Here is a 26695-nt window from a genome sequence, read left to right on the forward strand (position 1 = left end):
ATGCGGGGGAGGGCGCGCGGCAGGGATGCGCGGGAGGACGCCGCCGGGGACGGTCGTGAGGCCCGCGGGCGCGGGTCATGGGGTGCTGCCCGCCGTGCCGCCCTCCTGCGGCGGGGAGGACGGCGGCTCCGTCGTCCCGGCGGGGGCGTCGCGGGCCGCCACGGCGCCGGTGCGCAGCCGGCGGCGAGCGGCGTAGCCGGCCAGGCCGACGGCGAGGAGCAGGGTGCCGCCGTGGAACAGCGGCACCGTCCAGAAATCGGCGCCCATCTGGCCGATGCCGGTGAGGCCGACGGCTAGGACGGCGACGGCGACGAGGGTGCCCATCGCGTTGGGGCGGCCGGGTTTGATCGCGGTGGAGCCGAGGAGGGCGCCGACGAAGGCGGGCAGCAGGTAGTCGAGGCCGACGCTCGGATTGCCGATCTGCTGCTGGGCCGCGAGCAGCACTCCGGCGAAGCCGACGATCAGCCCTGACGCGGCGAAGGCATACACGGTGTACTTGCGGACCGGGATGCCGACGAGGTCGGCGGCGCGCGGGTTCGACCCGACGACGTACAGGTACCGGCCGAGCGGCAGCCGCTCCAGCACCAGCCAGAGGACGAGGGCGATCGCGAGCACGTAGAAGGCGGGGACCGGCAGGCCGAGGAACGTGGAGTTGTAGAGGTCGGTGAAGGCGTCCGGGAGGCCTTGCGGGCCGGGGACGATCCGGCCGCCGTCGGTGACCCAGCCGGTCACGGCGTACATCATGCTGCCGGTCCCGAGCGTGGCGATGAACGAGTCGATCCGGCCGAACTCGACGATGACCCCGTTGAGGACGCCCACGACGACCCCTGCGACGATCACCGCGAGGCAGGCGAGCGGCCAGGACCATCCCTCGTTGACGACGAGCTGCATCACCATGACGTGCGCCAGGCCGAGCCCGTAACCGATGGAGAGGTCGAACGCGCCGGTCACGATGGGGACCATGGCGGCGAGCGCGAGGACGGCCGGGATCGACTGGGTGTACAGGATCGAGTCGACGGTGTTCAGGGTGGGAAAGGTCTGCGGCAGGGTGAGGGAGAAGAACAGGAAGAGCAGGCCGGTGAGGGCCAGGAGGCCGTAGGCACCGATGAGGTGTGCGCCGGGGCCGTCCGGTCGTGCCGGGCGGTTCGGCCCGTCGGATCGGCCGAGTCGGCTTGGCCCGCCCGGTCGATGCCGTCGCGGCCGGGGCGAGGAGGGGGAGGGCGAGGCGGTCACGGGTTCGTCGCCGTGTCGGAGGGAGGCAGGGACGAAGCCGCCCGGGTGAGCCCGGCCACGGTGAGGGACGGACCGCTCAGCTCCGCCGTCACGGACCCGCGGACGAAGACCAGGGCGCGTCGGCAGACGTCCGCGACCTCCTGGAAGTCGGTGGAGATGAGGAGGACCGCGAGGCCGGCGGCCAGCGCCTGGTCGAGCAGGCGGTGGATCGCCGCCTTGGCACCGATGTCCACGCTCGCCGTCGGCTCCTCGAGAATCAGCAGGCGCAGGCCCACCCGGAGCCACCGGCCGATCATGACCTTCTGCTGGTTTCCACCGGACAGGGTGGCGATGGGCGCCTCGCTGTCACGGGGACGCACCGAGAACCGCTCGATCAGGGCGGCGGCCTCGCGGCGTTCGCGGCGGGGAGTGATCCAGCGCAGCGCCCGCAGGCCTCCCGCGCGGGGGTTGGCCAGGAGGTTCTCCCGCACGGTCAGCTCGGCGAGGCAGCCCTCCAGCTGCCGGTCACCGGGTACGAAGGCGACACCGAGTCCTACGGCGTCGGCGACCGTACGAGGACTGTACGGACGGCCGTCGAGCAGGGCCCGTCCGTCGAGGAGGGGCTGGGAGCCCGCGAGGGCTCGGCCCAGGTCCGTGTGCCCGGCGCCCGTGAGGCCGACCAGGCCCAGGACCTCGCCGGCCCTGAGCTCCAGGCCGACCGGTCCCGCGCCGGCGGTTCGTACGCCGTCCAGGGTCAGGACGGCCGGGCCGCCTGCCGGGGCCCTGGCGGGGCGGTGGCCGGTCAGTTCCTCGCCGAGGATGTCGCGCACCAGACGGGCAGGGCTGTGGTCCGTCAGCGAGCCCTGGCTGACGAGGCGGCCGTCGCGCAGGACGGCGTAGGTGTCGGCGACCTCGTACACCTCGTCCAGGCGGTGGCTGACGTAGAGGATGCCGTGCCCCCGGTCGCGCAGGGCGTGCAGGACGCGGAACAGCCGGGCGCTGTCCGCGGCGGGGAGGCGGGCGGTCGGCTCGTCCAGGACGATGAGCTTCGCCCGTGCCGCCAGGGCTCGTGCGACGGCGACCAGGGAACGCTCGGCCGGGGCGAGCTGGGCCACGGTCGCGTCGGGGTCGAGATGACCGGCGACGATCCGCAGGGCCTCGGCGCAGCGCTGTCGTGTCCGCCGCCAGGAGATCAGTCCGGCGCGGCGCGGATACCCGGTGCCGAGGGCGATGTTCTCGGCCACCGTCATCCACTCCACGAGGCCGAGATCCTGGTGGATGAAGGACATGCCGCGGGCAGCGGCATGACTTCCGAGCGGGTGGCCGTCCACCGTGATCTGCCCGGCGTCGGCGTGGTGGACGCCGGCGAGCACCTTGATGAGCGTGGACTTTCCGGCTCCGTTGGGACCGAGGAGGGCGAGAACGCTGCCGGCGTGGACGTCGAGGTCGACCCCGGTCAGCGCGACGGTCCCGCCGAACCGCTTGGCGAGCCCACGGACGCGGACCAGAGGTTCCACGGACATCTCCGGTGATCGGCCTGGCGAGATCTTCCCCGCCTGTCAAGGGCGATACTAGCGGGGCGTATAGGCGTATTTCCGGCATTTGCCGTTCAGTGGCCGTTGACCACTCGTTGGGGGCACAGCGCCTGCCTCAGTGCAGTCCCCAGGCCCTCACAGGCCGTCGAGCCCGCATTCGGCCCAGATGACCTTGCCCTCCGGCGTGTAGCGCGTACCCCAGCTCCGTGCCAGTTGCGCGACGAGGAACAGACCGCGGCCGCCCTCATCGGTGGTGGCCGCCCGGCGCAGGTGCGGGGCGGTGTTGCTGGTGTCGGAGACCTCGCAGATCAGGGTGCGGTCGTGCAGCAGCCGTACCCGGATCGGCCCGGCGCCATGGCGGATGGCGTTGGTGACCAGCTCGCTGAGCATCAGTTCCGCGGCGAACGCGGCCTCGTCGAGCCCCCAGTCGGCCAGCTGCCGGAGGGCCGAGGCACGGACCTCGCTGACGCGGGCCGGGTCGGCGGGCAGGTCCCAGGTGGCGATCCGGTGGGGGGCGAGGGCGTGGGTGCGGGCGACGAGCAGGGCGATGTCGTCGAGGGGGCAGGCGGGCGCCACGGTGTCCAGGACCGCCCGGCAGGTCTCCTCGGGTGTGCGCTCGGTGTGGGCCAGGGTCTCGCGCAGCTGGCCGAGGACCACGTCGACGTCGCGGTGCCGGTCCTCGATGAGTCCATCGGTGTAGAGGACCAGCTGGCTGTCCTCGGGCAGGTCGATCTCGGCGGCTTCGAAAGGCAGGCCCCCGAGGCCGAGTGGGGGCCCGGCGGGCAGGTCGGGGAACGACACGGTGCCGTCGGGGCGGACCAGCGCGGGCGGCGGGTGGCCGGCGCGGGCCATGGTGCACCGCTGCGAGGTCGGGTCGTAGATGGCGTACAGACAGGTCGCGCCGATGATGCCGCCACCGTCGGAGACGGGGTCCTCGCGGTCCAGTCGTCCCACGAGGTTGTCGAGGTGGGTGAGGACCTCGTCCGGGGGGAAGTCGAGCTCGGCGTAGCTGCGTGCGGCGGTGCGCAGCCGGCCCATGGTGGCGGCGGAGAGCATGCCATGGCCGACGACGTCGCCGACGAAGAGGCCGATGCGGGTGCCGGACAGGGGGATGACGTCGTACCAGTCACCGCCGACGTCTGATTCGGCGGGCAGGTAGCGATGGGCGACGTCGACGGCGTCCTGGTCGGGCACGCCGTGCGGGAGCAGGCTGCGCTGCAGGGTCAGCGCCATGGTCCGTTCGCGCGTGTAGCGCCGGGCGTTGTCGATGGACAGTGCGGCCCGGGCTGCGAGTTCCTGGGCCAGGGAGCAGTCGTCGTCTCCGAAGGGGGCGGGGTCCTGCGCGCGGTAGAAGGCGGCGACGCCCAGGACGACGCCGCGGGCGACCAGGGGCACCGCGATGAGGGAGTGGACGTGGTTCAGCAGCTGTTCGGAATGCTCGGGGTCCTGCGCGAGCCGGCCCGCGGCGGCCTTCAGGTCCGGTTCCAGCACTGCCTGCCCACTGGTCAGAGACCGCAGCTGGGGCGTGGCGGGGCCGTGGTCGACCTGCTTGCCGACCGGGCTGAAGGGGCAGTCGTCGCGGATGCCGTGGACCACCGTACGGCGCAGGTCACTGCACGGATCGGCGGACTCCTCGCCGCGCAGTACCGCCTCGGGCAGGTCGATGGTGACGAAGTCGGCCAGTCGCGGCACCGCGGCCTCGGCGAGTTCCTGGGCCGTGCGGCGCACGTCCAGGGTGGTGCCTATGCGGGCGCCGGCCTCGGACAGCAGCTCCAGGCGGCGTCGCGCGGCCAGGGCGTACGCCCCCACGTGCGGTTCCCCCACCAGCACGAGCCCTCTGGCGGGGGGCGGGGAGACGTGGTGATCGCCCGTGGCGCCGTCGCCGTCGGCGGTCGTGACGCCCTCGCCGTCCACCGCGATCCGGCCGGGTGACGCGTGGAGAAGGCGCTCGGACGGCAGGGTGGCGGAGAATCGCTCGGCTGACGCCGCAAGGACGGGAACGGCCCCGGACGGCAGGGTGACAGGGACCGCGGCAGGCCCGGCGAAGTAGCCCAGCGGCTCGTCGCCCTGGTGCGGGACGGCGTGGGGCTCGCGTGGCGACGGGCCGGGGAGCACGGCCTCGACGGCGAAGCCTTCCACCCCGGAGGCACTCGTCATCGGACGGCTCAGGAGCGTGATCCGCCGGCCGTCGGGCAGGGACACATCGATGGCCGCCCGCTGCGCGCGGGAGATCAGCTCGGCGGCCTTCTCCATGAGGATCGCCCGGTCGCGGGGGCGCAGCTCGAGCGCCAGTTCGTCGACCCCGATGCTGTGGTGACGGCCTGTGGCGGCTCCGGCTCCGGCGTCCAGGTACGCCCGCAGCAGATCGCGTTCACGCGCGGAACTCTGTCCCAGCAGGCGCCGCTCGATGGCCTCGGCGGCCTTGTGCAGCACGGTGTCCAGCGAGGGGTCCTCGGCGCTGCGCGGATAGCCGAAGCACAGGACGCCCTCGATGCGCCCGCTGAGCGGGTCGCGCAGGGGAAGCGCGCGGCAGGCGCTGCCCTGGGAGCGCTCGGCGAAGTGCTCGGCGCCGTAGACCCGGATGGGCCGCCGCTCCACCAGGGCGAGACCGATGCCGTTGGTACCGGCGAACTGCTCGGCGAACACGAAACCCGGGACGCTTTGGATCGCCGGGAGACTCCTGGCCAGCGACGCCTCTCCGAACCGGCGCAGGAGGACCGTCCCGCTCGCATCGGCGACGGAGATGTTCATCCCGCTGCCGGCGAACCTCGACTGCAACCGGTCGAGCACCGGCACGGCCGCGCGGACGATCCTGCCCTCCGGGTCGAAATCCTCCCGGAAGGGAAGGTCGGACTGGTCCGGCGACAGCCCCAGGACCCGGCAGCGCTGCCAGGAATTCAGGATCGACGTGCGCACACCCGCCTCGACCCGCTCGCCCTGCAGAAACCGCACACGAAAACGGGCGGGCCCCGTGCCGCCTGTCGCACGCGCCGCCGGTATGGGTTCGTCGCCGGATCGAACCACGCCTCGCCTCACTCGAGCTTCGATAATCCGCTATTCGGAAGTATCTGGCATTCACGAGGATACGGGCATAAGGAATGCGAGTCACGGTTCGTAATGCCCCTCACGCACGGTGATCGGACGCGGTCGGCCGTCACCGGACGGCGACCGACCGCTGGGGCCTTCCACCGACTCCCCGAGGAAGGCCCCAGCGGCACCCGCTTCCGCACCGCTCTCACGCGGCGATCACGGTTACGCGGCGAGTTCCTTGGTGATCCGGTCCAGCATGAACGCCGAGGACTCCCGGGCCCGCTCCTCCCAGGCGAAGACGCAGGACGTGGCGACGCCGTCGAAGTCCAGTTCGCGCAGGGTGCCGAAGAAGGTGTCCCAGTCGACCTCGCCCTGGCCGATGTCGAGATGCTGGTGGATGCGGGCCGGGGTGCCGGGCGGGTTGAGGATGTAGCGCAGGCCGGAGGAGCCCTTGTGATTGAAGGAGTCGGCGATGTGCACATGCTGGAGCTTGTCGCCGGCGTGGCGCATCATCGCCGCGATGTCGGCGCCGACCTCGGACGCGCCCGAGAGGTGGAAGGTGTGCGGGGCGCAGTAGAGGTAGTTCACCCAGGGCTTGTTGATCGCGCGGACGAGATTGACCGCCGGGGTGTTCTCCTCGCAGAAGTCGTCGGGGTGCGCCTCCAGATTGAGGGCGATGCCCTCCCGCTCGAAGACGGGCAGCAGCTCCTCCATGGAGCGCCAGAACGCGGCCTCGCTCTCGGCGGCGCGCTCCGGCCGCCCGTTGAACTCGGAGTTCATGAGCGGGCATTCGAGCTCGACGGTGATCTCGATCATCCGCTTCCAGTAGCGGACGGCGGTCTGCCGCTCGGTCTCGTCGGGTGAGGACCACTTGTAGAGCGGCAGGACGGAGGACAGCTGTACTCCGTGCGTGCGCAACGACCGCTTGAGCGCGGCCACCCGCTCGTCGTCCGCCCGTGGATGCAGGAAGAACGGCATGAAGTCGTCGCGCGGCGACAACTCGATGTACTCGTAGCCGAGTTCGGCGACCGTGCGCACCATGTCGTCCATGGGCAGGGTGCGGAGCATGTACGGGTCGAGGGCGATCTTCACGCGGTGCCTCCGTAGAGGGTGGGGCGGGGCTTCATGTCGGCGGCGACGACGGCGCCGTCGGATTCGAGGGACCGCACGGCGGCGTCGGTGATGACGGTGGCGGCGTAGCCGTCCCATGCGGATGGGCCGGTGGGCTCGGCGCCCGACTCGACCGAGGCGATCCACTCGCGGAACTCGGTGTCGAAGGCGTCCGCGAAGCGGCCCTTCCAGTCCTGGAGCACTGCGGTGCCGTGGCGGCCCGCGGTGCGGATGCCGACGGCGGCGGGGTCGGGCAGCCGGACCAGGCCGTCCTCGCCGACGGTCTCGCACTGGATGTCGTAGCCGTACTGGCAGTTGACGAAGACTTCGAGGTCGATGCGGACGCCGTTCGCGGTCTCGAAGTACATCAGCTGCGGATCCTTGAGGTGCGCGAACCGCTTGCCGGTGGCGCGCGGGGTGATCACCTGGGCGGAGACGATCTCGTCGTCGAGCAGCCAGCGCAGGGTGTCGATCTCGTGCACGGCGGTGTCCTGGGCGGCCATCGCGGAGTGGTACGACTCCGGCACGGTCGGGTTGCGGTGCGCGCAGTGGACGATCAGCGGGGTGCCGATGGAGCCGGAGGCGATGACCTCCTTCATCTGGCGGTAGCCCGCGTCGAAACGGCGCATGAAGCCGACCTGCACCAGGCGGCTGCCGCGAGCGCGCTCGGCCTCGACGACGCGGAGGCAGTCCTCGGCGGTCGTCGCGAGCGGTTTCTCGCAGAACACCGGCTTGCCCGCGGCGATGGCGTTCAGGACGTGCTCGGCATGGGTGGGGCCCCAGGAGGTGACGAGGACGGCATCCACCTCGGGGGAGGCGATCAGGTCGGCGCCGGTCGGCAGGGCCGTGGCGCCGACGCGGGCGGCCACCTCCGCGGCCCGGGCCTGGTCGAGGTCCGTCACGGCGGTGACCTGCGCCCCCGCGACGACCTCGGTGAGGCGTCGGATGTGGTCCTGGCCGATCATTCCGGCGCCGATGACGCCAATACGTACGGTCATGGTCGAGTCCTTAACTACTGACGATCAGGAGAACCGGGCCCGAAGCTCCGCTTCGAGGCCCTCGAGGGTGCGGCCCTTGGTCTCGGGGACGTAGAGCTTCACGAAGGTGAGCGAGAACAGCCCGGCCACCACGAACAGGAAGAAGGTGTTGGAGATCCCGATCCCGTCGACCAGGGATGGGAAGACCAGCCCGATCACGAAGTTGGTCAGCCACAGCACCACGGCCGCCACGCCCATCCCGAAGCCGCGCATCCGCATCGGGAAGATCTCCGACAGCATCAGCCAGGTCACCGGCGAGATCGCGCCCTGCTGGAAGGCGAGGAACGTGACGGTCATGGCGAGCACCGCGTACGCCCGGCCGTCACCGGAGGGCAGCGTCAGGGAGAAGACGCCGATCATCAACAGAGCTGTGGTGGTACCGATCTGACCGGTCATCAGCATCGGGCGCCGGTTGACACGCCCCAGCAGCCAGATGCCGACGAACGTGGCCAGCACCGAGATCACGCCGTTGGCGATGTTCGCCGTCAGCGCGCTGTCGGAGGCGAATCCGGCGTCGGTGAGGATCTGGGTGCCGTAGTACATGATCGTGTTGACGCCGGTGATCTGCTGCACGATCGCGATGCCGAAGCCGACGAACATCAGCCTGCGCACCCAGGGCGTGGACTTCATGTCCTGCCAGCCGCCGAGCTTCTCCTGCTCCTCCTTCACGGCGAGCGCGGACACCTCGGCGAGCTCGGCCTCGGCCCGCTGCTGGGACCGTACCTGCTTGAGGACTTCCAGCGCCTCGCCGAAGCGGGTCTTCGAGGCCAGCCAGCGCGGGCTCTCCGGCATCACCAGCATGCCGAACCACAGCACGACGGCCGGCAGGGTGGCGACCACCAGCATCCAGCGCCACACGCCGCCGGACTCGCCGCCGACATCGGCGATGATCGCGTTGCTCGTGAAGGCCAGCAACTGCCCGCTGACGATCATGAGTTCGTTACGGGTGACCAGTGCGCCGCGCCGCTCGGCGGGCGAGACCTCCGCGAGGTAGACCGGCACGGTCACCGACGCGCCGCCGACCGCGAGACCGAGCACGAACCGGGCCACGACCATGATCGCGGTGTTCGGCGCGAGCGTGCAGCCGAGCGCGCCGACGAAGAAGACCACGGCGAGGATGAGGATCGTACGGCGACGTCCGCGCGTGTCCGACAACCGCCCACCGGTCACCGCGCCCAGCGCGGCGCCGAGCAGCAGCGAACTGGTGACCATGCCCTCGGTGACCGGGGTCAGGCCCAGGTCGTCGGTCATGTAGGGCAGGGCGCCGTTGATGACACCGGTGTCGTAACCGAAGAGGAGTCCGCCGAAGGTGGCGATGACGGTGATGAGCCGCAGCCGCCGGGACACGGCGCGCGGGGCGTCGTCCGTGACGGTGGTGGCCGGTGTCGGGTCGTCCCTGACGTCCATGGCGCCTCCTACTTGTCGTGGTTCGGACGTCGGGTTTCCGTCAGGCCGCAGCCGACCAGGTGCTCACGCGTGCTGACCGCGATGGGCAGCGGCACCTCGGGAGCGCACGGGTACAGGTCCTGCTCCACGATCACGAACAACTCGGCGTCGAGCCGGGCGAGTTCGGCCACCACGTCGGCGGGCCTGGGCACCCCCGCGGGAGGCGAGACGCACACCCCGCGCTTGACGGCCTCGCCGAAGGAGAGGTTCTCGTCGGCGACCTGGGCCAGGATCTCCGGGTCCATCTGCTTGATGTGGACGTAGCCGACGCGCTCGCCGAACCGGCGGATCAGGTCGAGGTTGTCACCGCCGCCGTAGGCGACGTGCCCGGTGTCCAGGCAGAGGTTCGTGTAGCGGCTGTCCGACTCGTTGAGCAGCCGCTCGATCTCCGGCTGGGTCTGGATGTGGCTGTCGGCGTGCGGATGGATGACGAGGCGTACGTCGTACTCGTCGAGGAGCAGCCGGCCGAGCCGGTCGGCGTTCCGGCCGAAGCCCGCCCACTGCTCGGCGGTCAGCTCGGGCGACTCGGTGAAGCCGCCGGTCTTCTCGTCCCGGTACATGGGCGGGATGAAGACGAGATGGTGGGCCCCCGCGGCGGCGGTCAACGCGGCGACCTGCCGGACGTGGGCGAGCATCTCGTCCCAGGCTTCCGGTCGGTGCAGCGCGCCGAACGCGGTGCCCCCGGAGACCTGGAGCCCACGGGCGTCCAGTTCCTCCTTCAGGCGCTGGGGGTCGATGGGGAGGTAGCCGTACGGCCCGAGCTCCAGCCACTCGTAGCCGGCTTCGGCCAGCTCGTCGAGGAAGCGGGTGTACGGCACCTGGTGCTCGTCCTCGGGGAACCAGACGCCCCAGGAATCGGGGGCCGAGCCCAGACACAGGTTGCCTGCGACGGTGCGGAGCGGGGTGGGCGCCGTTGCCATGACGTGTCCTTCGGGGAGGGGACGGTAGTCAGTGGACGAATATCCTGTCGCGCTCTACTAGCGCGCTCTAGTCCGAGTACGATGACCCCTGTCCAAATGTCATGTCAATAGCTTGTTGCCGGGAGATTTCGAGATCGCAAGCCAGGGCCTGTCCGGCGGATCAGGTCGCAGGAAATCGGCGGCGCCCCATTCAACGCGGCAGATGTGCGGGCCAGACCCCGCGTCTGCGGCATGATCCGCCGGACAGGCCCTAAGGTGGGCGGCGTCGGAGGGTGGTTTCACAGGTGGATGCTTCGGGCAAGCAGCGGCCCACGATGGCGGACGTCGCCGAGAAGGCGGGGGTCTCCCGGGCGCTCGTCTCGATCGTGTTCCGCAACCAGCCGGGGGCGAGCGAGGAGACCCGGGAGCGGGTGCTGCGGGTCGCCGACGAGATCGGCTACCGGCCCGACAGCGCGGCCCGGCTGCTGGCCCGCGGACGCAGTCGCACACTCGGCGTGATGTTCATCGTGCGCCAGACCTTCCAGACGGACCTGATCGAGGGGATCTACCCCGAGGCCGAGCGCCTCGGCTACGACGTCCTGCTCTCCGCGGCCGCGCCGGGCCGCAGTGAGGAGAAGGCGGTCGAGGCGCTGCTCAGCCACCGCTGCGAGGCGCTGATCCTGCTGGGCTCCGGCGCCGACGCCGCCTACCTGGACGAACTCGGCCGCCGCACGGCGACCGTCTCGGTCAGCCGCCGCGTCCCCCACGCCCGCGTGGACTTCGTGCACAGCGCCGAGGCCAAGGGCATACGGCAGGCCATGGACCACCTCGTCGAACTGGGGCACCGCCGGATCGTGCACATCGACGGCGGCCGCGGCCCCGGCTCGGCCGAACGCCGGCGCGCCTACCGGGCGTCGATGCGCCGGCACGGGCTGACGGCCGAGGCGCGGGTGATCCCCGGCGAGCACACCGAGCAGTCGGGCATCGAGGCGGGAGACCTGCTGCTGGCGGAACGCGACCGGGGGCAGGCCCTGCCGACGGCGGTCCTCGCGGGCAACGACCGGTGTGCGTGGGGCCTGTTGATGGCACTGACCCGGGCGGGCGTCGAGGTTCCGCGCGACCTGTCCGTCGTCGGCTACGACGACAGCCACCTCTCCCACCTGATGCCGATCGGCCTGACCACCGTCCGTCAGGACGCGCTCCTCATGGCGGAGCACGCGGTGCGGTTCGCCGTGGAGCGGCTGGAGAACCCCGATTCGGAGCCGCGGGAGGCGGTGCTGGACCCGAAGCTGGTGGTGCGGGGGACCAGCGGTCCTGTGCGCTCGTGATCCACACACCTGGGGCCCGCCCAGACGATCTGTCGCCGTGGCGGGCCGGTGGTGAGCGCGTCGGTTATCGCGTCCCCTTCGCGGCGAACTCGGCGACGGCGTCCACGTTCTCCTTGGTGATGAAGGCCGGTCCGGTCAGGACGGGCGCGGTGCCGCCTCCGCTGAAGTTCCCGTTGGTCTTGTACAGCCACAGGGCGTCCACGGCGAGGTACCCCTGCAGGTAGGGCTGCTGGTCGACCGCGAACTGGATCTTGTCGTCCTGGATGGCCTTCACCAGGTCCTTGTTGAGGTCGAAGGTCGCGACCTTGGCCTTGCTCCCCGCGTCACCCAACGACTGCACGGCCGTCAGCGCGATCGGGGCGCCGAGGGTGACCACCTCGTCGATGGAGGAGTCCTGGCTGAGCTTCGCGGTGATCGTCGACTTCACGGACGGCATGTCGGTGCCGTTGACGTAGAGGATGTCGGTCTTGCCGCTGAAGCCCTTCTTCAGACCGGCGCAGCGGGCCTCGAGAGCGACCTGCCCCTGCTCCTGGATGACACAGAGGGCGTGCTTGGCGCCGAGTTGGTTGAGCCGCTCGCCGAAGGCCTGGCCCGCGATGTTCTCGTCCTGCCCGAAGTACTCGAGCATGCCGAGCTCTTTCCAGTCGCCCACGCCGGAGTTGAAGCCGACGACCGGAATGCCCGCCGCCTTGGCCTTGGCCACCACGGCCTTCATCGCCTGGGGCTTGGCGGCGGTGAGCGCGATGCCGTCGACCTTCTGGTCGATGGCGTTCTGCACCAGGTTGGCCTGGTTGCCGGCGCTCGGATCGCTGGAGTAGACGAGCTTGATGTTGTCCTTGGCCGCGGCGGCCTGGGCGCCCTTGCGGATCAGGTCCCAGAAAGTGTCGCCGGGGGAGGCATGGGTGACCATGGCCACGGTCATGCGGGGGGTGTCGGCCTTGCCCGCGGCAGCGGCGCCCCCGCCTTCCTCGGACTTCTTGCCGCCCGAGCTGCTGGAACAGCCCGCGGCAAGCAGTGTGCCGGTGAGAACGGCGGCCGTGAGAGCCGCGGCCCGATGGTGTCTGTGCATGTCCCTGCACCTCGCTGTGCTGGTCGGGGTGGCCCCGAGCGTCTCCTAGAGCGCTTTATTAGCGCGCTCTAGTGGCAGGAACTATGGAGCGCCCTCCGGGGGATGTCAACAGGTATGTCAGGACGTCCCAACAAAGAATGTGCCATGGGGGTGGTGGCGCGCCGCCGGTGTCCGCCGGGACGCGCCACCGTCTGGGTCAGCCCTGCTTGGGCTCCGCCTGCTGGACCACTTCGAAGGTCCACAGTGTCGAATCCGTCGAGGCGGGCTTCGGCCGCTCGCCGCCTTCCGCGGATCCGCCGCTGTGCGCCGCCTGTCCGCGTCCGGACATCCAGTTCTGGAAGTCCTCCTCGGCGCGCCAGCGCGTGTAGACGAGGTAGGTGTCGGTGCCCTCCACCGGGCGCAGCAGCTCGAACCACTCGAAGCCGTCCGAACTGTCCACCGTGCCCGCACGCGCGGCGAACCGCTTCTCCAGCGTCTCGCGCTGCTCTTCGGGGACCGTGAGTACGTTGATCTTGACGATGCTCATGGCCCCATTGTGCAGGCAGCCACAGGTCGACGAGATCGGCGATGCCGGCGGTTAGGTGGTTTTCACCGACGCGGGCGGACTCGGCGTGCGGCCATCGTGGCGGCATGACCTTCCCCGAGCGGATCGACACCGCCGCACCAGTGATCGCCCACCACGAGATCAGCGTCGACGCGCCCTTGGAGCGGGTGTGGCGCCTGCACATCGACGTCAACCGCTGGTCGCTGTGGCAGCCGGACATCAGCGCCGCCCGCAGCGAGGGCCCGCTGAGCGTCGGCAGCACCTTCCGATGGAGCACTGCCGGGCTCGACATCGCCTCCACCGTGTACGCCCTCGAGGCCCCGCACCGGATCCTGTGGGGCGGCCCCGCCCACGGCATCACGGGCATCCACCTGTGGAGCTTCCACCCCGCGCCGGACGGGACGGTGCGGGTGCGCACGGAGGAGTCATGGGACGGCGAGCCCGTGCGGGCCGACGTCCCCGGCGTCCAGCGGGCGCTCGACGACTCGCTCGAGCACTGGCTCGGCCATCTGAAGAAGGCCGCGGAGAACGGCGCGGCGTGACGGACGTCTTCGGCACCGCGGGCGTCGACCGCACGGGGCTCGGCCGACCGGACTGGACACCCCTGGCGGTGCTCGCCACCGGCCAGTTCCTGGTGGTCCTGACGACCTCGATCGTCAACGTGGCGCTGCCCACCGTCAGCGACGGCCTGAAGCTGTCGGAGCAGGGCCAGGCCTGGATCGTGAACGCCTACGGGCTGGCCTTCGGCGCGCTCCTGCTCGTCGGTGGCCGCGCCGCCGATCTGCTGGGGAGGCGCACGGTCCTGCTGGCCGGTCTGGGTCTCTTCGCCGTCGGGTCCTTACTGGCGGCAAGCGCCCCGACGGCGTGGCTGCTCATCGCCGCCCGCGCGCTCCAGGGCGTGGGCGGCGCCGCCCTGGCACCCGCGGCCCTCGCCCTGGTGATGGTGGTGTACCCGGCGGGGGCCGCGCGAGGCCGGGCCCTCGCGGTGTGGGGTGCCGTGTCGGCCGTGGGCGGCGCGGCGGGCGTCCTGCTCGGCGGTCTGCTCACCGAGGCGCTCGGCTGGCGGGCGGTCTTCTGGGCGCCGGTTCCTGTGACCGCGCTCGTGGTCCTCGGCTGTCTGCGCCATGTCGACCGCGACGCACCGCAGCCAGCGGACGGTGGCGCCGACTTCCTCGGGGCCGCGACGGTGACCGCGGGACTGGTCGCCTTCGTCCTCGGCGTCAGCGGCGCCGGACGCACGGGATGGCTGTCGGAGGCGGTCCTGGCACCCGTCGGGGCGGCCGTCGTCCTGCTCGGCGCGTTCCTCGTCGTCGAACGGCGGACGGCCCAACCCCTGTGAGGTGGGCCGCCGGGCGAGGTGACAGCGGAGCTGTTCCTTTTCCCAGCGGCCTCCTCCCGAACCCGTCGTGCGGCGTTAACCGCAACGGGCTCTCCAGTGACTGCCGTGAACTGCGGCTTTGCGGCCGTCGTGGATGCCTTCGTGACAGGGCGGGCAGACCATGAGGGTCTTGCGCCGTTTCCTGGCCATGAGGACGGCCCAGTCGGGCTGCGTCTGTCCGAGCCGGTCGAGGTCGGCGAGTCGGCGGATCTGGTGGACCTGGATCTGTGCGGTCTGTCCGCACAGTTCGCAGAGTCCGGCCAGCAGCCGCCTTGTCAACTCGCTTCGCCGAGGCTGGCGTTGGGCAGGATCGCGGTCGGTCAGGACCGCGGCCTTGTGCCGTTGGAGTGGAATGCCACCGAACTGTGCGACCAGCGGTTTCCTGCTCGGGGCGCGGGTGGTGGCTGCCTGGAGGCACTTGCGTGGCCCGGCCGGGGTGTCGATGGTGACCTTGTACTTGCGGGCCATCTTCGACATGGTCGAGCGGTGCTTGTTCGCCAGGGAGCACAGCAGCGAGGACTGCATGACCCAGTGCAACCGGTTCAGTCGGAAGACGTCACCGGCCAGCAGGTAGTAGTTAACGATTCCGCGGTACCTGGCGCCGTAGATGTTGACGAGCGTGTAGTCGTCGTAGTGAAGCATCGAGGGCTGTCGCGCGGGTTTTCCGCGTTCCAGGTATGGGGCACATTTGGCCTTGATCACGTCCTTGGGGACGTGCAGCGCAACGGTTCCGTTGGTCGACCGGCGCTGTCGCCGGCGGCCTCTTTTCCGTTCCGATCTGCGGTCGTCCCTGCGGACGGTGATCTCATATCCGAGGAATCGTGCCGCGCCGGTTCTGGCGTGGGTGATCAGCGTCTTTTCCTGGGAAAGTTCCAGCTTGAGGTCGTCTCGCAGGAACTGGGCCAGTCGCTGTTTGATTTCTTCGGCTTCGGCCTTGGGTCCGGTGAACCCGATGAGGGTGTCGTCGGCGTATCGCACGTAGCGCAGGCGGCGGTATCCCGGGTCGGACATGTCCTGGCTCGGGAGGGTGTGCAGCCGCTTGCGCAGGGCGCGCACTTCGGCGCGGTCTTCGCGCCAGCGTGCTCGCTGGACAGCCGCTTCGACCCGGCGGTATTCAGGGTTTCTCGCCCTGAGTTTCCCACGGGTGTATTCCGGCATGAGAACTGTCTCGACAAAGACGTCCAGTTTGTGCAGATAGATGTTGGACAGGACCGGGGATAAAACCCCGCCTTGCGGCGTGCCGCTGAGCGTCGCGTTCCAGGTCCAGTCTTCCAGGTATCCGGCTTTGAGCATGTTGTGCACGAGCCGCAGGAACCGGTTGTCGTGGATCTTTTCGCCCAGGGTTTCGAGCATCACTTGATGGTCTAGTGAGTCGAAGCACTTGGCGATGTCTCCCTCGATGAACCATGTTGTCCCGGTCCAGGTGCGTGCCACCTCGCTCAGTGCGGTGTGGCAGCCCCGTCGGGGACGGAAACCGTGTGAGTGGTCGGAGAACCGGGGCTCGAAGTATGCCTCCAGGAGGAGGCGCATCACCTCGCCCACCAGCTTGTCCGTCCATGGCGGCAGGCCCAGCGGCCTCGTCTTACCGTTCCTTTTCGGGATGAGGACCCGCTTGACCGGTTTGAAGCGGAACCGCTCGTGGCGTAACGCATCGATGATGCTTCCGATCTTTTCCAGGGACATGCCGTCTGCGGTTTCGCCCGTGGCCCCGGGTGTCATCGCTCCCTGGTTGGATTAGATGCGGCCGTGGGCCAGGAGATACAACTGCGGGTTGAACATCTGTCGATAGAGCTCGTTGCACGGCAGGTTCCGCCTGCCGCGTTCACGGAGGATTTCAAGTACCGCTTCGGCAGTCTGCATTACGCATACCTTCCGGTCTTGTGGATCCCATGTCACCTGTGTCCCTTCGCCCTGATTCCGGCTCTCCCGGACCCCACGGCAGGCCGTTACCCCTGCGACTACTACGGACACTCCGTCACCATGGGGCTCGCGCCCTTTAGGTGATCCCATGGTTCGTCTTGATGTACGTGTCTAGCGCGACTTAGGCGCCCCACTCATCTCCTTGAATTCCCTCGCTGGGAATCGTCCTGGCTCCCGGAGTTGCGTCGGCTGGCAGAAGTCACCGACGCAGGAGGCAGCGCCGGTTTCGGGTATCATTCCGGCGGATCCGTATTTTAATCGACTGGAGATTGGGGTTCAGGCAATCCAGCTTTCGCCGTATCGCGCGGGCCTCGCGGCACACCGTCCCTGATACCTGGACCCGGCCACCGCTTTCCTGACATGCTACGGTCCCCTTTGTCTTTCGACTCCAGGTAAGTCATTCAGCCCAGGAATACTCTCCGAATTCCTCCCGACTCAGCCGGGGATACATCAAGGCGCTTCCATGGCGCACCCTGCCCCTACGGCTGTTCGGCACGGGCGCGGTGGGGCCCGCCAATCTCGCCATGGCCCTGCTGGGCGCCGTATGGGTCTCGATGTTCTTCTTCCTGCCGCTCTACCAGCAGCGCGTTCTCGGCTACGACCCACTCGTCACCGGCCTCGCCCAGCTTCCGCTCGCGGGGGCCAACGCCCTGGCCTCCTGGGCGACTCCTCACCTGGCCGTACGGTTCGGCGCCCGGCGCACTCAGACGGCCGGGGCGCTGCTGCTGGCCGCCGGGCTGCTCTGGTTCGGCCGGCTGCCGGTGGACGGCGGGTTCGTCGCCGACATGCTCGGCCCGTCGCTGCTCGCCGGAGCGGGCCTCGGCATCGCGTTCGTCCGGCTCACCGCGGGCGCCGTGGAGGGCGTTCCGTCCGCGGACGCGGGCATCGCCGGCGGGCTGGTCAACACCACCCGGCAACTCGGCGGAGTGGTCGGCCTCGCCTTCCTGAGCACTCTGGCCACCGCCCGCACGGACACCGCATCGCCAGATCTGACACACCTTCAGGCGCTCCACGAGGGCTACCGACTGGCCTTCACGGCCGGGGGAGTCCTCACCCTGCTCAACGCCCTGCTCATCGCGGCCGCACTGCGCCGCTCCCCGACCCGATCCGATTCCCTCGTCACCACAGGAGACGACCGATCATGACCGACCGTCCCACCACAGACCCCACCGCGGACATCGGCACCAAGCCGTACATCGCGGGCCACTACACCCCCGTCGCGGACGAGATCACCGCCGTGGATCTCAAGGTCCGCGGCACTCTCCCGCCCGAACTGACGGGCCGATACTTCCGCAACGGACACAATCCCAGGCCCGGTGACGTCCCCACCCACTGGTTCCGGGGCAGCGGCATGCTGCACGGCGTGCGCCTGGAGGAGGGCCGGGCGACCTGGTACCGCAACCGCTGGGTGCGCACCCCCGCCCTGGACGGCGCCCCGTACGTGCGCGAGGACGGCAGCGTGGACCTGACCGCCAGCATCGCGGGCACCCACGTCGTCGAGCACGCGGGCCGCATCCTGGCCCTGCAGGAAGCCAATCTCCCCTTCGAGGTCACGCCCGAACTCGACACGGTCGGCGCGTACGACTTCGAGGGCAGGCTCACCACCGCGATGACCGCTCATCCCAGGGAGGACCCCGAAGACGGGCGAGCTGCACTTCTTCGGCTACTCGCCGTTCCCGCCGTACCTCACCTACTACGTGGCCTCGGCCGCCGGCGAGATCGTGCGCGGGGAGGTGATCCAGGGCGCTGGACCCAGCCTGATGCACGACTTCGGGCTGACCCGCCGACATGTCGTCTGGCTGGATCTGCCCGTCGTCTTCGATCAGGCCGAGCACTCGGGCATCCCCTACCGCTGGAGCGACTCGTACACTCCCCGGATCGGCGTCATGCCACGCACCGGACCGGCCGAGGTGACCTGGTACGAGGTCGAGCCGGGCGCCATGATCCACGTATCGGGCGCCTACGAGGACGAGCAGGGACGGATCGTCGTCGAGGGCCCCCGCTACGACCGCGCCGCCTGGACGACCAGCTGGAAGTGGTGGGTCGGCGCCCCGGGCCATGCGTCGGTGCCGCTGACCGGCGCCGTGCAGCACCGCTGGACCCTGGACCCGGCCACCCGCACGGCCCGGGAGGAGGACCTCGACTCACTGGTCACCGAGTTCCCCACCATCAATGAGGCGGTCCTCGGCAGCCGCCACCGCTACAGCTACGCGATCGCCTTCCCGGGCGCCGGGCTGGGCGAGCACGCCCTGGTGAAGTACGACCACCGCGACGGCACGCGGCAGGTGGCGCCGGCCGGGCCCGGGCGGCTGCCGGGCGAGGCCGTGTTCGTGCCCGCGGCGGGCGGCACGGGCGAGGACGACGGCTATCTGCTGACGATCGTCAGCGATCTCGCCGAGGACTCCTCCGAACTCCTCGTGCTGGACGCGGGCGACATCACGGCGCCGCCGATCGCCGCCGTCGAACTGCCGCGCCGCGTTCCCGGCGGGATCCACGGCTCCTGGATACCCGACGAGGCCGATGCGGGAGCTTCGGGCATGCGGTAGCTGTCGGGGACTCCCGGTCGCGCGTCGGCCGGAGTCCCGCCTTCCGACCGCCCGTCGTGCCATGCTTCGCACATGCGTGCCATATCACCATCCGTTCCCCGCGAGTTGTACGGCCGCGAGGCCGAAGTCGGGGAGCTGGAACGGCTGGTGGCCGCTGTGCGGGCGGGTCACGGCGGGGCCCTGGTGGTGCACGGCGAGCCGGGCGTCGGCAAGACGGCCCTGCTGGAGCACGTACTCGGCGGTCCGGCCGGACGGGCCCCGGGCGCCCGGAACCTGTACGCCGGCGGCGTGGAGTTCGAGATGGAACTGGCATACGCCGCACTGCACCAGCTCTGCCTGCCGTTGCTCGACCGCCTCGACCGACTGCCCGAGCCGCAGCGGACGGCGCTCGAGGTGGCCTTCGGGCACGGCAGCGGGCGAGCGCCGGACCGCTTCGGCGTGGCGCTGGCCGTCCTCGGGCTGCTGTCCGAGGCGGCCGGGGACGGGCCCCTGATCTGTGTCGTGGACGACGCGCAGTGGCTGGACCGGGCGTCGGCACAGGCACTGGCGTTCGTGGCCCGCCGGATCGAGGCCGAGCCGATCGCGATGGTGTTCGCGCTGCGCGAGCGCGGTGGCGTCCCCGAACTCGACGCTCTGCCGGGCCTCCACCTGACCGGCCTGGCCGACGCACCCTCCCGGGCGCTGCTGGCCTCCGGTGTGCACGCGCCCCTCGACGACCGCGTACGGGAACGGATCCTCGCCGAGGCCGACGGCAATCCGCTGGCCCTGCTGGAACTGCCCCGAGGCATGGGCCCGGCCCAGCTGGCCGGCGGGTTCGGGCTGCCGACACCGGCCCCGCTGTCCAGCCGTATCGAGCGCAGCTTCCATGAGCGAGTGGCCCAACTACCCGCCCCGACCCGGCTGTTGCTCCTGCTGGCCGCCGCCGAACCGCTCGGGGACACGGGCCGGCTGTGGCGGGCCGCCGACCTGCTGGGCGTCGACGCGGACGCCGGGGCGCCGGCCGAGGCCGCCGGACTCATCGAACTGGGCGGCCGGTCGCGCTTCCGGCATCCGCTGGTGCGCGCCGCCGTCTACCTCGCCGCCTCACCGGCCGACCGCCGCCGCGCGCACCGGGCGCTGGCCGAGGCGACGGACCCGGCCGCCGACCCCGACCACCGGGCCTGGCACCGCGCCCAGGCGGCGGCGCGGCCCGACGACGAGGTGGCCGCCGAGCTGGTCGCCTCGGCCGACCGGGCCCAGGCCAGGGGCGGTGCCGCGGCGGGCGCCGCCTTCCTGGAACGCGCCGCCGCGCTCACCGCCGACCCCGCACTGCGCGCCGGACGGTTCCTCGCCGCCGCCGGGGCGAATCTGGAGGCCGGAGCCCTCGACGCGGCCCTCGGCCTGATCGCCGCCGCCGAGGCGGAGCCCCTCGACGACCGGCTGCGCGCACGGGCCGACCTGCTGCGCGGCCGCGCGGAGTACTTCCGCAGCGGCGGCGAGGAGGCGGTGCGCCTGCTCGTACGGGCCGCTCGGCGCATCGCCCCGGTGGAACCGAGTACCGCCCGGGAGTACCTGCTCGACGCGCTCCAGGCCGCGCTCGTCAGCGGACAGGCCGGCCAGGGCATGACGCTCGCCGTCGCCGCCGCCCGCACCGCGCCCCCGGCTCCCCGGCCGCCCACCACCACCGACGAGCTGCTGGACGCGCTGCTCGGCCACCTGGACGGGAAACCGGGCAGCGTGCCCGTACTGCGGCGGCTCCTCGCGCACGCGGACGACGAGATGTGGACCAAGCGGCTGACGCTGGCCGCGATGCTGTCCGTCGCCCTGTGGGACATCGGCCTGGCGACCGGCGTCCTCACCCGCCGCCTCGAACAGGGCCGCGACGAGGGCTCGTTGACCACGGTGACCGTGAGCCTGGCGCTGCTGAGCGCCGGCGCGCTCCACCAAGGTGACATGGCGGCGGCCGTGTCGATGATGAGCGAGGAGGAGACCCTGACCGGCGTGACGGGTGCGGCGCCGCACCGCAACACCCGTCTGCACCTTGCCGCCCTGCGCGGCACGAAGCGGGAGGCCACCGCACTGATCGAACAGGCCCGTGCGGAGGCCCGCGACCGGGACAAGGGACTGCTCACCGTGTTCGCCGACTGGGCGACGGCGATCCTGCACAACGGCCTCGCCGACTACCCCACCGCGCTGGCCGCGGCCGAGCGGGCGAGCGCCCACGGGGACCTGCCGGTCGCCGGACTCGCCCTGCCGGAGCTGATCGAGGCGGCCGTGCGGTGCGGTGAACGCGAGAGGGCGACGGCGGCGTTCCGGACGCTCGACGACCGGACCACCGCCGCCGGCACGGACTTCGCCCTCGGCGTCAGGTCGTACGCCGCCGCCCTGCTGGAGGAGGACGGCGCCACGGCGGAGGCCCACTACCGCGCGGCCGTCGGCCACTTCACCGACTGCGGCATCGGTACGTTCCTGGCACGGGCCCATCTGGTGTACGGCGAGTGGCTGCGCCGGGAGGGCCGTCGCCGGGAAGCGCGGCACGAGTTGCAGGTGGCCTTCGAGAAGCTGTCCGCCCTGGGAGCCGGAGCCTTCGCCGACCGGGCCCGCGCGGAACTGCGCGCCACCGGGGAGCGCGTGAGACGTGTCACCCCGGACTCGGCGGACCGGCTCACCCCGCACGAACTCACCATCGCCCGACTGGCCGCCACCGGCACCACCTCCCGCGAGATCGCGGCCCGACTGTTCCTGAGCCCGCGGACGATCGACGCCCACTTGCGCAACATCTTCAAGAAGCTCGGCATCACCTCCCGCCGCCAACTCGCCGCCGTGCTCTCCGTCTAGGCGACGGCAGGGGCTGTCGGACGCTCCGCTGTGAGAATCGTTGTTGTCGCCACGCAAGGGAAACGTGGTAACTACACTCGCGCCCCATGCGTAACGCGAGCCCCTTCATACAGACGTCCCGTCCCTCACCGCGTTCCGGTGGCCTCCACGGGAGAAGAATCAACTCGGCCGCGTGGCAAGCCACTTGTGCCTCTCGTGGTGTCTCTCCGGGGAGGAGGGCCGAGATCACATGAAGGGCCGGCACAAACAGTCCCGCGATCCCCGCGGGCACTGGCTGTTACTGATACTCGTCCTTCCGGCGATGTTCGCGGTGCTGATCTTCGAGGGCTGGACCGAACACGAGGTCGACGCCGCGAAGACGCGGTCGCCCTGCACCTCACCCGTACCGGACGCGGTGGCGGAGGGCAACGGCCCCGTCATCGGGATCAACCGCAACGGCATACAGACCGGCTCCATGCCCGCCCGCACCGTCGCGCTCACCTTCGACGGCGGCCCCGACCCGGTGTGGACCCCGCGCCTGCTGGACCTGCTGCGCCGCCATCAGGCGCGCGCCACCTTCTTCCTCTTCGGCTCCCAGGCCGCCCGCCATCCGGAGCTGGTCCGTCGGATCCGCGCCGAGGGCCATGAGATCGGCTCCAACACCTACACCGGCGCCGTTCTCGGCGAGGCGTCGCCGATCCGCTTCTCGACCGAACTCGACCTGACGCAGACCGCGTTGGCGGGCGCCGCGGACCTGAACACCACGCTGCTGCGGATGCCGCGGACCACCTCGCCGGACACGCTGTGCGGCCGGGAGTGGAAGGCGGCGAGCCAGGCGGCCGACCGCGGCTATGTGCTGGTCGCCGCCGACAAGGGCTCCCGGAAGCCGGCACAGGGGCTGGTCCGCCAGTTCAGCCAGACGGAGACCGCCTTCCAGGAGACGAAGAAGCTGCTCGACAACCGGAGTGTCGACCGCTTCACGACCGTCTCGGACGGGCTCGACCTCATCCCGTACACACCGGTGTCCACCCTCGAGCGATGGCAGGGCACCGCTCTGCTCTGGGGCACCAGCCTCGGGCGCAGCTTCTCGAACACCATGACCTGGATCCTCGGCATCGCGGGCGGTCTGGGCGTACTGCGCCTCGGACTGCTCGCCCTCTTCGCCCGCGCCCACGTCCGCCGGCTGGAACGCTTCCGGCCGGGCGCGCCCTGGATGCGGGAGGTGACCGAACCGGTGACGGTGCTCGTCCCGGCGTACAACGAAGAGGCCGGCATCGAATCCACCATCCTCTCGCTGCTCGACTCCACCCACCCGGACCTGCAGATCGTCGTCATCGACGACGGGTCGACGGACCGTACGGCTCAGATCGCCGCGAGTACCGGAGACCCGCGGGTGGAGGTGATCCGCAAACCCAACGAGGGCAAGGCCGCCGCCCTCAACGCCGGGCTGGCCCTGGCGAGGCACGACATCGTGGTCATGGTCGACGCCGACACCGTCTTCGAACCGGACGCCGTCCACCAGCTGGTCCAGCCCCTCGCGCACCCGGCGGTCGGCGCGGTCAGCGGCAACACCAAGGTCGGCAACCGGCGGGGGCTGCTCGCCAAGTGGCAGCACCTGGAGTACTGCTTCGGCTTCAACCTCGACCGCCGGATGTTCGAGGTCCTGGAGTGCATGACGACCGTTCCCGGAGCCATCGGGGCGTTCCGCCGGGACGCGCTGGTGGCCGTCGGCGGGGTCAGCGACGACACACTCGCCGAGGACACCGACCTCACGATGGCCCTGTGGCGGGCGGGCTGGCGGGTGCTCTACGAGGAGTCCGCCGTCGCCTGGACCGAAGTACCCACCAGCCTGCGGCAGTTGTGGCGACAGCGCTACCGCTGGTGCTACGGAACCATCCAGTCCATGTGGAAACACCGACGCGCCGTCCTCGACACGGGCACCGCCGGGCGCTTCGGCCGACGGGGACTGACGTACCTCGCGCTCTTCCAGGTCGTCCTTCCGCTGCTCGCGCCGGTCATCGACGTCTACGCCCTGTACGGCGTGCTGTTCCTCGACCCACTGACGTCGGCGGGGATCTGGTTCGCCTTCCTCGGCCTCCAAATGGTCAGTGCCGGTTACGCGTTGAGGCTGGACGGCGAGCGGCGGTGGAGCCTGTGGTCGATGCCGTTCCAGATCATCGCCTACCGGCAGCTGATGTACCTGGTCGTCATCCAGTCCGTGGTCGCCCTGCTGCTCGGCAGCCGCCTGAAGTGGCAGCGCATGAAACGTTCCGGTACGGCCGCTGAACAGATCGGCGGCCCGGCGCCGTATAAGAGCCTGCCGACGAGGTGATCCCGATGCGCTGAGGTACTGACAGGCCGATGGACGACTGGACCGACCGCCCGGCGGGCGACGACCGGAGCGAGGGTGGGGCAGAGCAGGCACGCGTCATCACGGGGCGGGGAATGCCCACGGCACCCCCGCCCTCGATACGCACCGCACCGTTGCCCGGCATGCTCTCTCCCGCCCCGCCCGGCCGCACGGGCGAGGGGCACCCGTCCCGCGCCCGCCGGGCGGGCATCTCCGACCGGGGCAGCAGATCGCCCAAGCCCCGCCCCTCCCGGCGGCGCCGGGTCGTGCGCCTGGTGATCCTGTTGGTCTGCGCGCTGGTCGCCGGCTGCGTCGGTACGTACGTCTGGGCCGACACCAAGCTCGACCAGGAGGTGAACCTTGGCACGCTCGCCGACCGGGCGCCGCGCGGCAAGGGCACCAACTACCTGGTCGTGGGCTCCGACAGCCGCGAGGGGCTGTCCCAGCAGGACAGGAAGGACCTGCGCACCGGTTCGGCCGAGGGCCGCCGCACGGACTCGATGATCCTGCTGCACACCGGTGTGGCCGGCACCACGATGATGAGTCTGCCGCGCGACTCCTGGGTGACCATCCCGCCGTACGTCGATCCCGACACCGGCAGGAGCTACCGCGCCACGCCGAACAAACTGAACGCCGCGTTCTCCCTGGGCGGCCCCGAACTCCTAGTCCGGACCGTGGAGCGCAACACCGGACTGCATGTCGACCACTACGCCGAGATCGGCTTCGCGGGCTTCGTCGGCGTGGTGGACGCGGTCGGCGGCGTGGACCTGTGCCTGGACCGGCCCGTCAGGGACAAGGCTTCGGGGGCGAATCTGAGCAAGGGCTGCCAGACCCTCGACGGCGCGGAGGCGCTGGCGTTCGTCCGGCAGCGCAAGCAGGAGGCCCAGGGCGACCTCGGCCGTACCCAGAACCAGCAGAAGTTCCTGGCCGCGCTCGCCGCGAAGGCGGCCACGCCGGGCACGCTCCTGAACCCGGCCAAGTCCGTCCCGACCGCCACCGCGGGACTCGACACGCTCGTCGTGGACGAGGACACCGGCCTGCCGCAGCTCATGTCGCTGTTCCAGGCCATGCGGAAGGTCACCTCCGGCGGCGGCAGACAGCTCAACGTGCCGGTCGCCGACCCGAATTTCATCACCCCCCAGGGCAGCGCCGTGCGCTGGGACGCCGCCCGGGCGCGGCAGCTCTTCGGAGAGCTGAGGGAGGACCTGCCCGTGACCGCCGGACAGCGGCAATGACCCGCCCCGCCCTACAGGAAGGGCGTGCCCGCGTCGAGCCCGCACAGGACCCGGCCGTACAGCTCCAGGTTGGTGGCGGGATTGACGAAGGAGTGCAGGCTCAGGGCGTGCAGATCGCGCACGGCCCGCTGGACGGGCACCTCCTGGCGCAGGGAGGACGCGCCGGAGGCGGACCCGATCAGGTCGACGGCCTCCTTGCACAGCCGCGTCACACAGCCGCTCTGCGCCCGGATCCTGGCCCGCTCCTGAACCGTGTACGGCTCGCCCGACTCGGCCCGTGACTCGATCAGGGCCACGAACTCGTCCGTCAGCAGCTCGGCGCAGGAGATCTTCATGGCCGCCTCGGCCGCCTGCAAATGGGTGACGGCTGCCTCGTGCTGCCGCTCGTGGAAGGTGTACGTGATGCCCCGCCGATGGATCCGCTCGGTGAACTCCGCAAGCGCCGCCCGCGCCAGGCCGAGCGCGTTCGGCGCCGTCCAGGCACAGAACAGCAGCAGGACGGGCATCCGGTAGAAGGGGTCGTCGGCGTTGGCCTTCGAGGGGAACTCACCGCCCAGCAGGGGCCCGACCGGCAGCACACGGTGAGCGGGGACGACGACGTCACGGGCGACCACGCTGTTGCTGCCGCTGCCCGCGAGCCCCGAGACGTACCAGTCGTCCAGGATCTCCAGATCGGCCATCGGCACGGCGGCCCACAGCACCTCGGGCGGCCCGTCGCCGGATTCGACGCGGGCGGTCAGCAGGTGCCAGTCGGCGTCGTGACAGCCGGTGGCGAAGGCCGAGGTGCCGCTCACGACATAGCCGTCGTCCGTCACGACCGCCGTGGCGTCGGGAATGAGGGTGCCGCCGACCCGTACGTCCGGGCTGGTGAAGATCTCGTCCTGCGCCTCGTCGGGAAAGAGCGCCGCGATGTAGGAACAGCCCACCTGGATCACGGTCTTGAAGGCGGTCGAGCCGCAGCCGGCGGCGATCTCGGCCACCGCGTCGACCTGCGTCCGTAATCGGGACTGGTAGCCGCCGTACCGCCGGGGCACGTTCATCCGGTGGGTCCCGGCGTCCGTCAGCGCCGCGGCCACCTCGTCCGTCACCCGCCTCTGCTGCTCGGCGCGCAGCGCGTGCTCGCGGATGAGCGGACGGAGCGCGCGTACGCGTTCGACGATGTCGGCGTCGGAACGGGGCGCTGACGACGGAGCCATGGACGACCTCCGGGCACGACGGACCCTCACCGTGACGCGAATCGCCCTGTCATGTCAACGCCCC

Annotated in this window: 18 protein-coding genes and 2 pseudogenes; 9 read left to right on the forward strand and 11 right to left on the reverse strand. The window is 70.8% G+C overall.

The genetic code is table 11. From position 1 onward, the window contains the following. Nucleotides 1–75: 75 nt before the first annotated feature. The 7 genes from Q4V64_RS49445 to Q4V64_RS49475 form a co-directional block, all read right to left on the reverse strand. Entirely contained in the window at nucleotides 76–1233 is a 1158-nt protein-coding gene (locus Q4V64_RS49445; RefSeq protein WP_124444740.1) for an ABC transporter permease, read from the reverse strand. Next, nucleotides 1230–2729 (reverse strand): sugar ABC transporter ATP-binding protein, encoded by a 1500-nt coding sequence (locus Q4V64_RS49450; protein ID WP_253267426.1) that lies wholly within the window; start codon nucleotides 2727–2729, stop codon nucleotides 1230–1232. The genes Q4V64_RS49445 and Q4V64_RS49450 overlap by 4 nt, the downstream gene beginning before the upstream one ends. Before the next feature lie 153 nt (nucleotides 2730–2882). After that, complete coding sequence (locus Q4V64_RS49455; RefSeq protein WP_124444742.1) at nucleotides 2883–5771, reverse strand: SpoIIE family protein phosphatase; 2889 nt, start codon at nucleotides 5769–5771, stop codon at nucleotides 2883–2885. Nucleotides 5772–5999: 228 nt separating this feature from the next. After that, nucleotides 6000–6869, reverse strand: a complete 870-nt coding sequence (locus Q4V64_RS49460) for a sugar phosphate isomerase/epimerase (protein WP_124444743.1) — start codon at nucleotides 6867–6869, stop codon at nucleotides 6000–6002. Then, nucleotides 6866–7885, reverse strand: a complete 1020-nt coding sequence (locus tag Q4V64_RS49465; protein WP_124444744.1) for a Gfo/Idh/MocA family oxidoreductase — start codon at nucleotides 7883–7885, stop codon at nucleotides 6866–6868. The genes Q4V64_RS49460 and Q4V64_RS49465 overlap by 4 nt, the downstream gene beginning before the upstream one ends. A gap of 24 nt (nucleotides 7886–7909) precedes the next feature. Beyond that, complete coding sequence (locus tag Q4V64_RS49470; RefSeq protein ID WP_124444745.1) at nucleotides 7910–9331, reverse strand: sugar porter family MFS transporter; 1422 nt, start codon at nucleotides 9329–9331, stop codon at nucleotides 7910–7912. Nucleotides 9332–9339: 8 nt separating this feature from the next. Beyond that, the gene (locus Q4V64_RS49475; protein ID WP_124444746.1) at nucleotides 9340–10290 is read right to left on the reverse strand and encodes a TIM barrel protein; all 951 of its coding nucleotides are present in this window, start codon (nucleotides 10288–10290) and stop codon (nucleotides 9340–9342) included. A gap of 314 nt (nucleotides 10291–10604) precedes the next feature. Between Q4V64_RS49475 and Q4V64_RS49480 the strand changes: the two genes are divergently transcribed. Continuing rightward, nucleotides 10605–11597 (forward strand): LacI family DNA-binding transcriptional regulator, encoded by a 993-nt coding sequence (locus tag Q4V64_RS49480; protein WP_124444760.1) that lies wholly within the window; start codon nucleotides 10605–10607, stop codon nucleotides 11595–11597. 64 nt (nucleotides 11598–11661) lie between these two features. Here Q4V64_RS49480 and Q4V64_RS49485 read toward each other — a convergent pair whose 3' ends face one another. Beyond that, a complete protein-coding gene (locus Q4V64_RS49485) occupies nucleotides 11662–12666 on the reverse strand; it encodes a substrate-binding domain-containing protein (RefSeq protein ID WP_124444747.1) in 1005 nt (334 codons plus the stop codon). Nucleotides 12667–12862: 196 nt separating this feature from the next. Continuing rightward, nucleotides 12863–13192 (reverse strand): antibiotic biosynthesis monooxygenase, encoded by a 330-nt coding sequence (locus Q4V64_RS49490; protein WP_124444748.1) that lies wholly within the window; start codon nucleotides 13190–13192, stop codon nucleotides 12863–12865. 104 nt (nucleotides 13193–13296) lie between these two features. Here Q4V64_RS49490 and Q4V64_RS49495 point away from each other — a divergent pair, with 104 nt between their 5' ends. Together Q4V64_RS49495 and Q4V64_RS49500 are read left to right on the forward strand one after the other, a co-directional pair. Beyond that, nucleotides 13297–13752 (forward strand): SRPBCC family protein, encoded by a 456-nt coding sequence (locus Q4V64_RS49495; protein WP_124444749.1) that lies wholly within the window; start codon nucleotides 13297–13299, stop codon nucleotides 13750–13752. Then, nucleotides 13749–14549 (forward strand): MFS transporter, encoded by an 801-nt coding sequence (locus tag Q4V64_RS49500; RefSeq protein WP_303714877.1) that lies wholly within the window; start codon nucleotides 13749–13751, stop codon nucleotides 14547–14549. The genes Q4V64_RS49495 and Q4V64_RS49500 overlap by 4 nt, the downstream gene beginning before the upstream one ends. Before the next feature lie 75 nt (nucleotides 14550–14624). Here the strand turns inward: Q4V64_RS49500 and Q4V64_RS49505 are convergent. Further along, nucleotides 14625–16448 (reverse strand): annotated as a pseudogene (locus Q4V64_RS49505) (reverse transcriptase domain-containing protein). A 584-nt stretch (nucleotides 16449–17032) separates the two neighbouring features. Between Q4V64_RS49505 and Q4V64_RS49515 the strand changes: the two are divergent. The 6 genes and pseudogenes from Q4V64_RS49515 to Q4V64_RS49540 all read left to right on the forward strand — a co-directional run bounded on the left by Q4V64_RS49515 (nucleotide 17033) and on the right by Q4V64_RS49540 (nucleotide 25435). After that, the gene (locus Q4V64_RS49515) at nucleotides 17033–17653 is read left to right on the forward strand and encodes an MFS transporter (protein WP_303714882.1); all 621 of its coding nucleotides are present in this window, start codon (nucleotides 17033–17035) and stop codon (nucleotides 17651–17653) included. Then, a pseudogene (locus Q4V64_RS49520) lies at nucleotides 17650–18075 on the forward strand (carotenoid oxygenase family protein); the annotation flags it as partial. The gene Q4V64_RS49515 and the pseudogene Q4V64_RS49520, both read left to right, overlap by 4 nt. 82 nt (nucleotides 18076–18157) lie before the next feature. After that, nucleotides 18158–19054, forward strand: coding sequence for a carotenoid oxygenase family protein (locus Q4V64_RS49525; RefSeq protein ID WP_303715903.1), 897 nt, complete (start codon nucleotides 18158–18160; stop codon nucleotides 19052–19054). A gap of 72 nt (nucleotides 19055–19126) precedes the next feature. Continuing rightward, complete coding sequence (locus tag Q4V64_RS49530; RefSeq protein WP_124444762.1) at nucleotides 19127–21871, forward strand: LuxR family transcriptional regulator; 2745 nt, start codon at nucleotides 19127–19129, stop codon at nucleotides 21869–21871. A 229-nt stretch (nucleotides 21872–22100) separates the two neighbouring features. Further along, complete coding sequence (locus tag Q4V64_RS49535) at nucleotides 22101–24182, forward strand: bifunctional polysaccharide deacetylase/glycosyltransferase family 2 protein (protein WP_124444763.1); 2082 nt, start codon at nucleotides 22101–22103, stop codon at nucleotides 24180–24182. A 29-nt stretch (nucleotides 24183–24211) separates the two neighbouring features. Then, complete coding sequence (locus tag Q4V64_RS49540; RefSeq protein ID WP_124444764.1) at nucleotides 24212–25435, forward strand: LCP family protein; 1224 nt, start codon at nucleotides 24212–24214, stop codon at nucleotides 25433–25435. 11 nt (nucleotides 25436–25446) lie between these two features. On the opposite strand, the gene Q4V64_RS49545 is transcribed toward Q4V64_RS49540, so the two are convergent. Further along, a complete protein-coding gene (locus Q4V64_RS49545) occupies nucleotides 25447–26631 on the reverse strand; it encodes an acyl-CoA dehydrogenase family protein (protein ID WP_124444765.1) in 1185 nt (394 codons plus the stop codon). Nucleotides 26632–26695 lie beyond the last annotated feature (64 nt).

It is taken from the genome of Streptomyces sp. NL15-2K, from assembly GCF_030551255.1.
Lineage (GTDB): Bacteria > Actinomycetota > Actinomycetes > Streptomycetales > Streptomycetaceae > Streptomyces.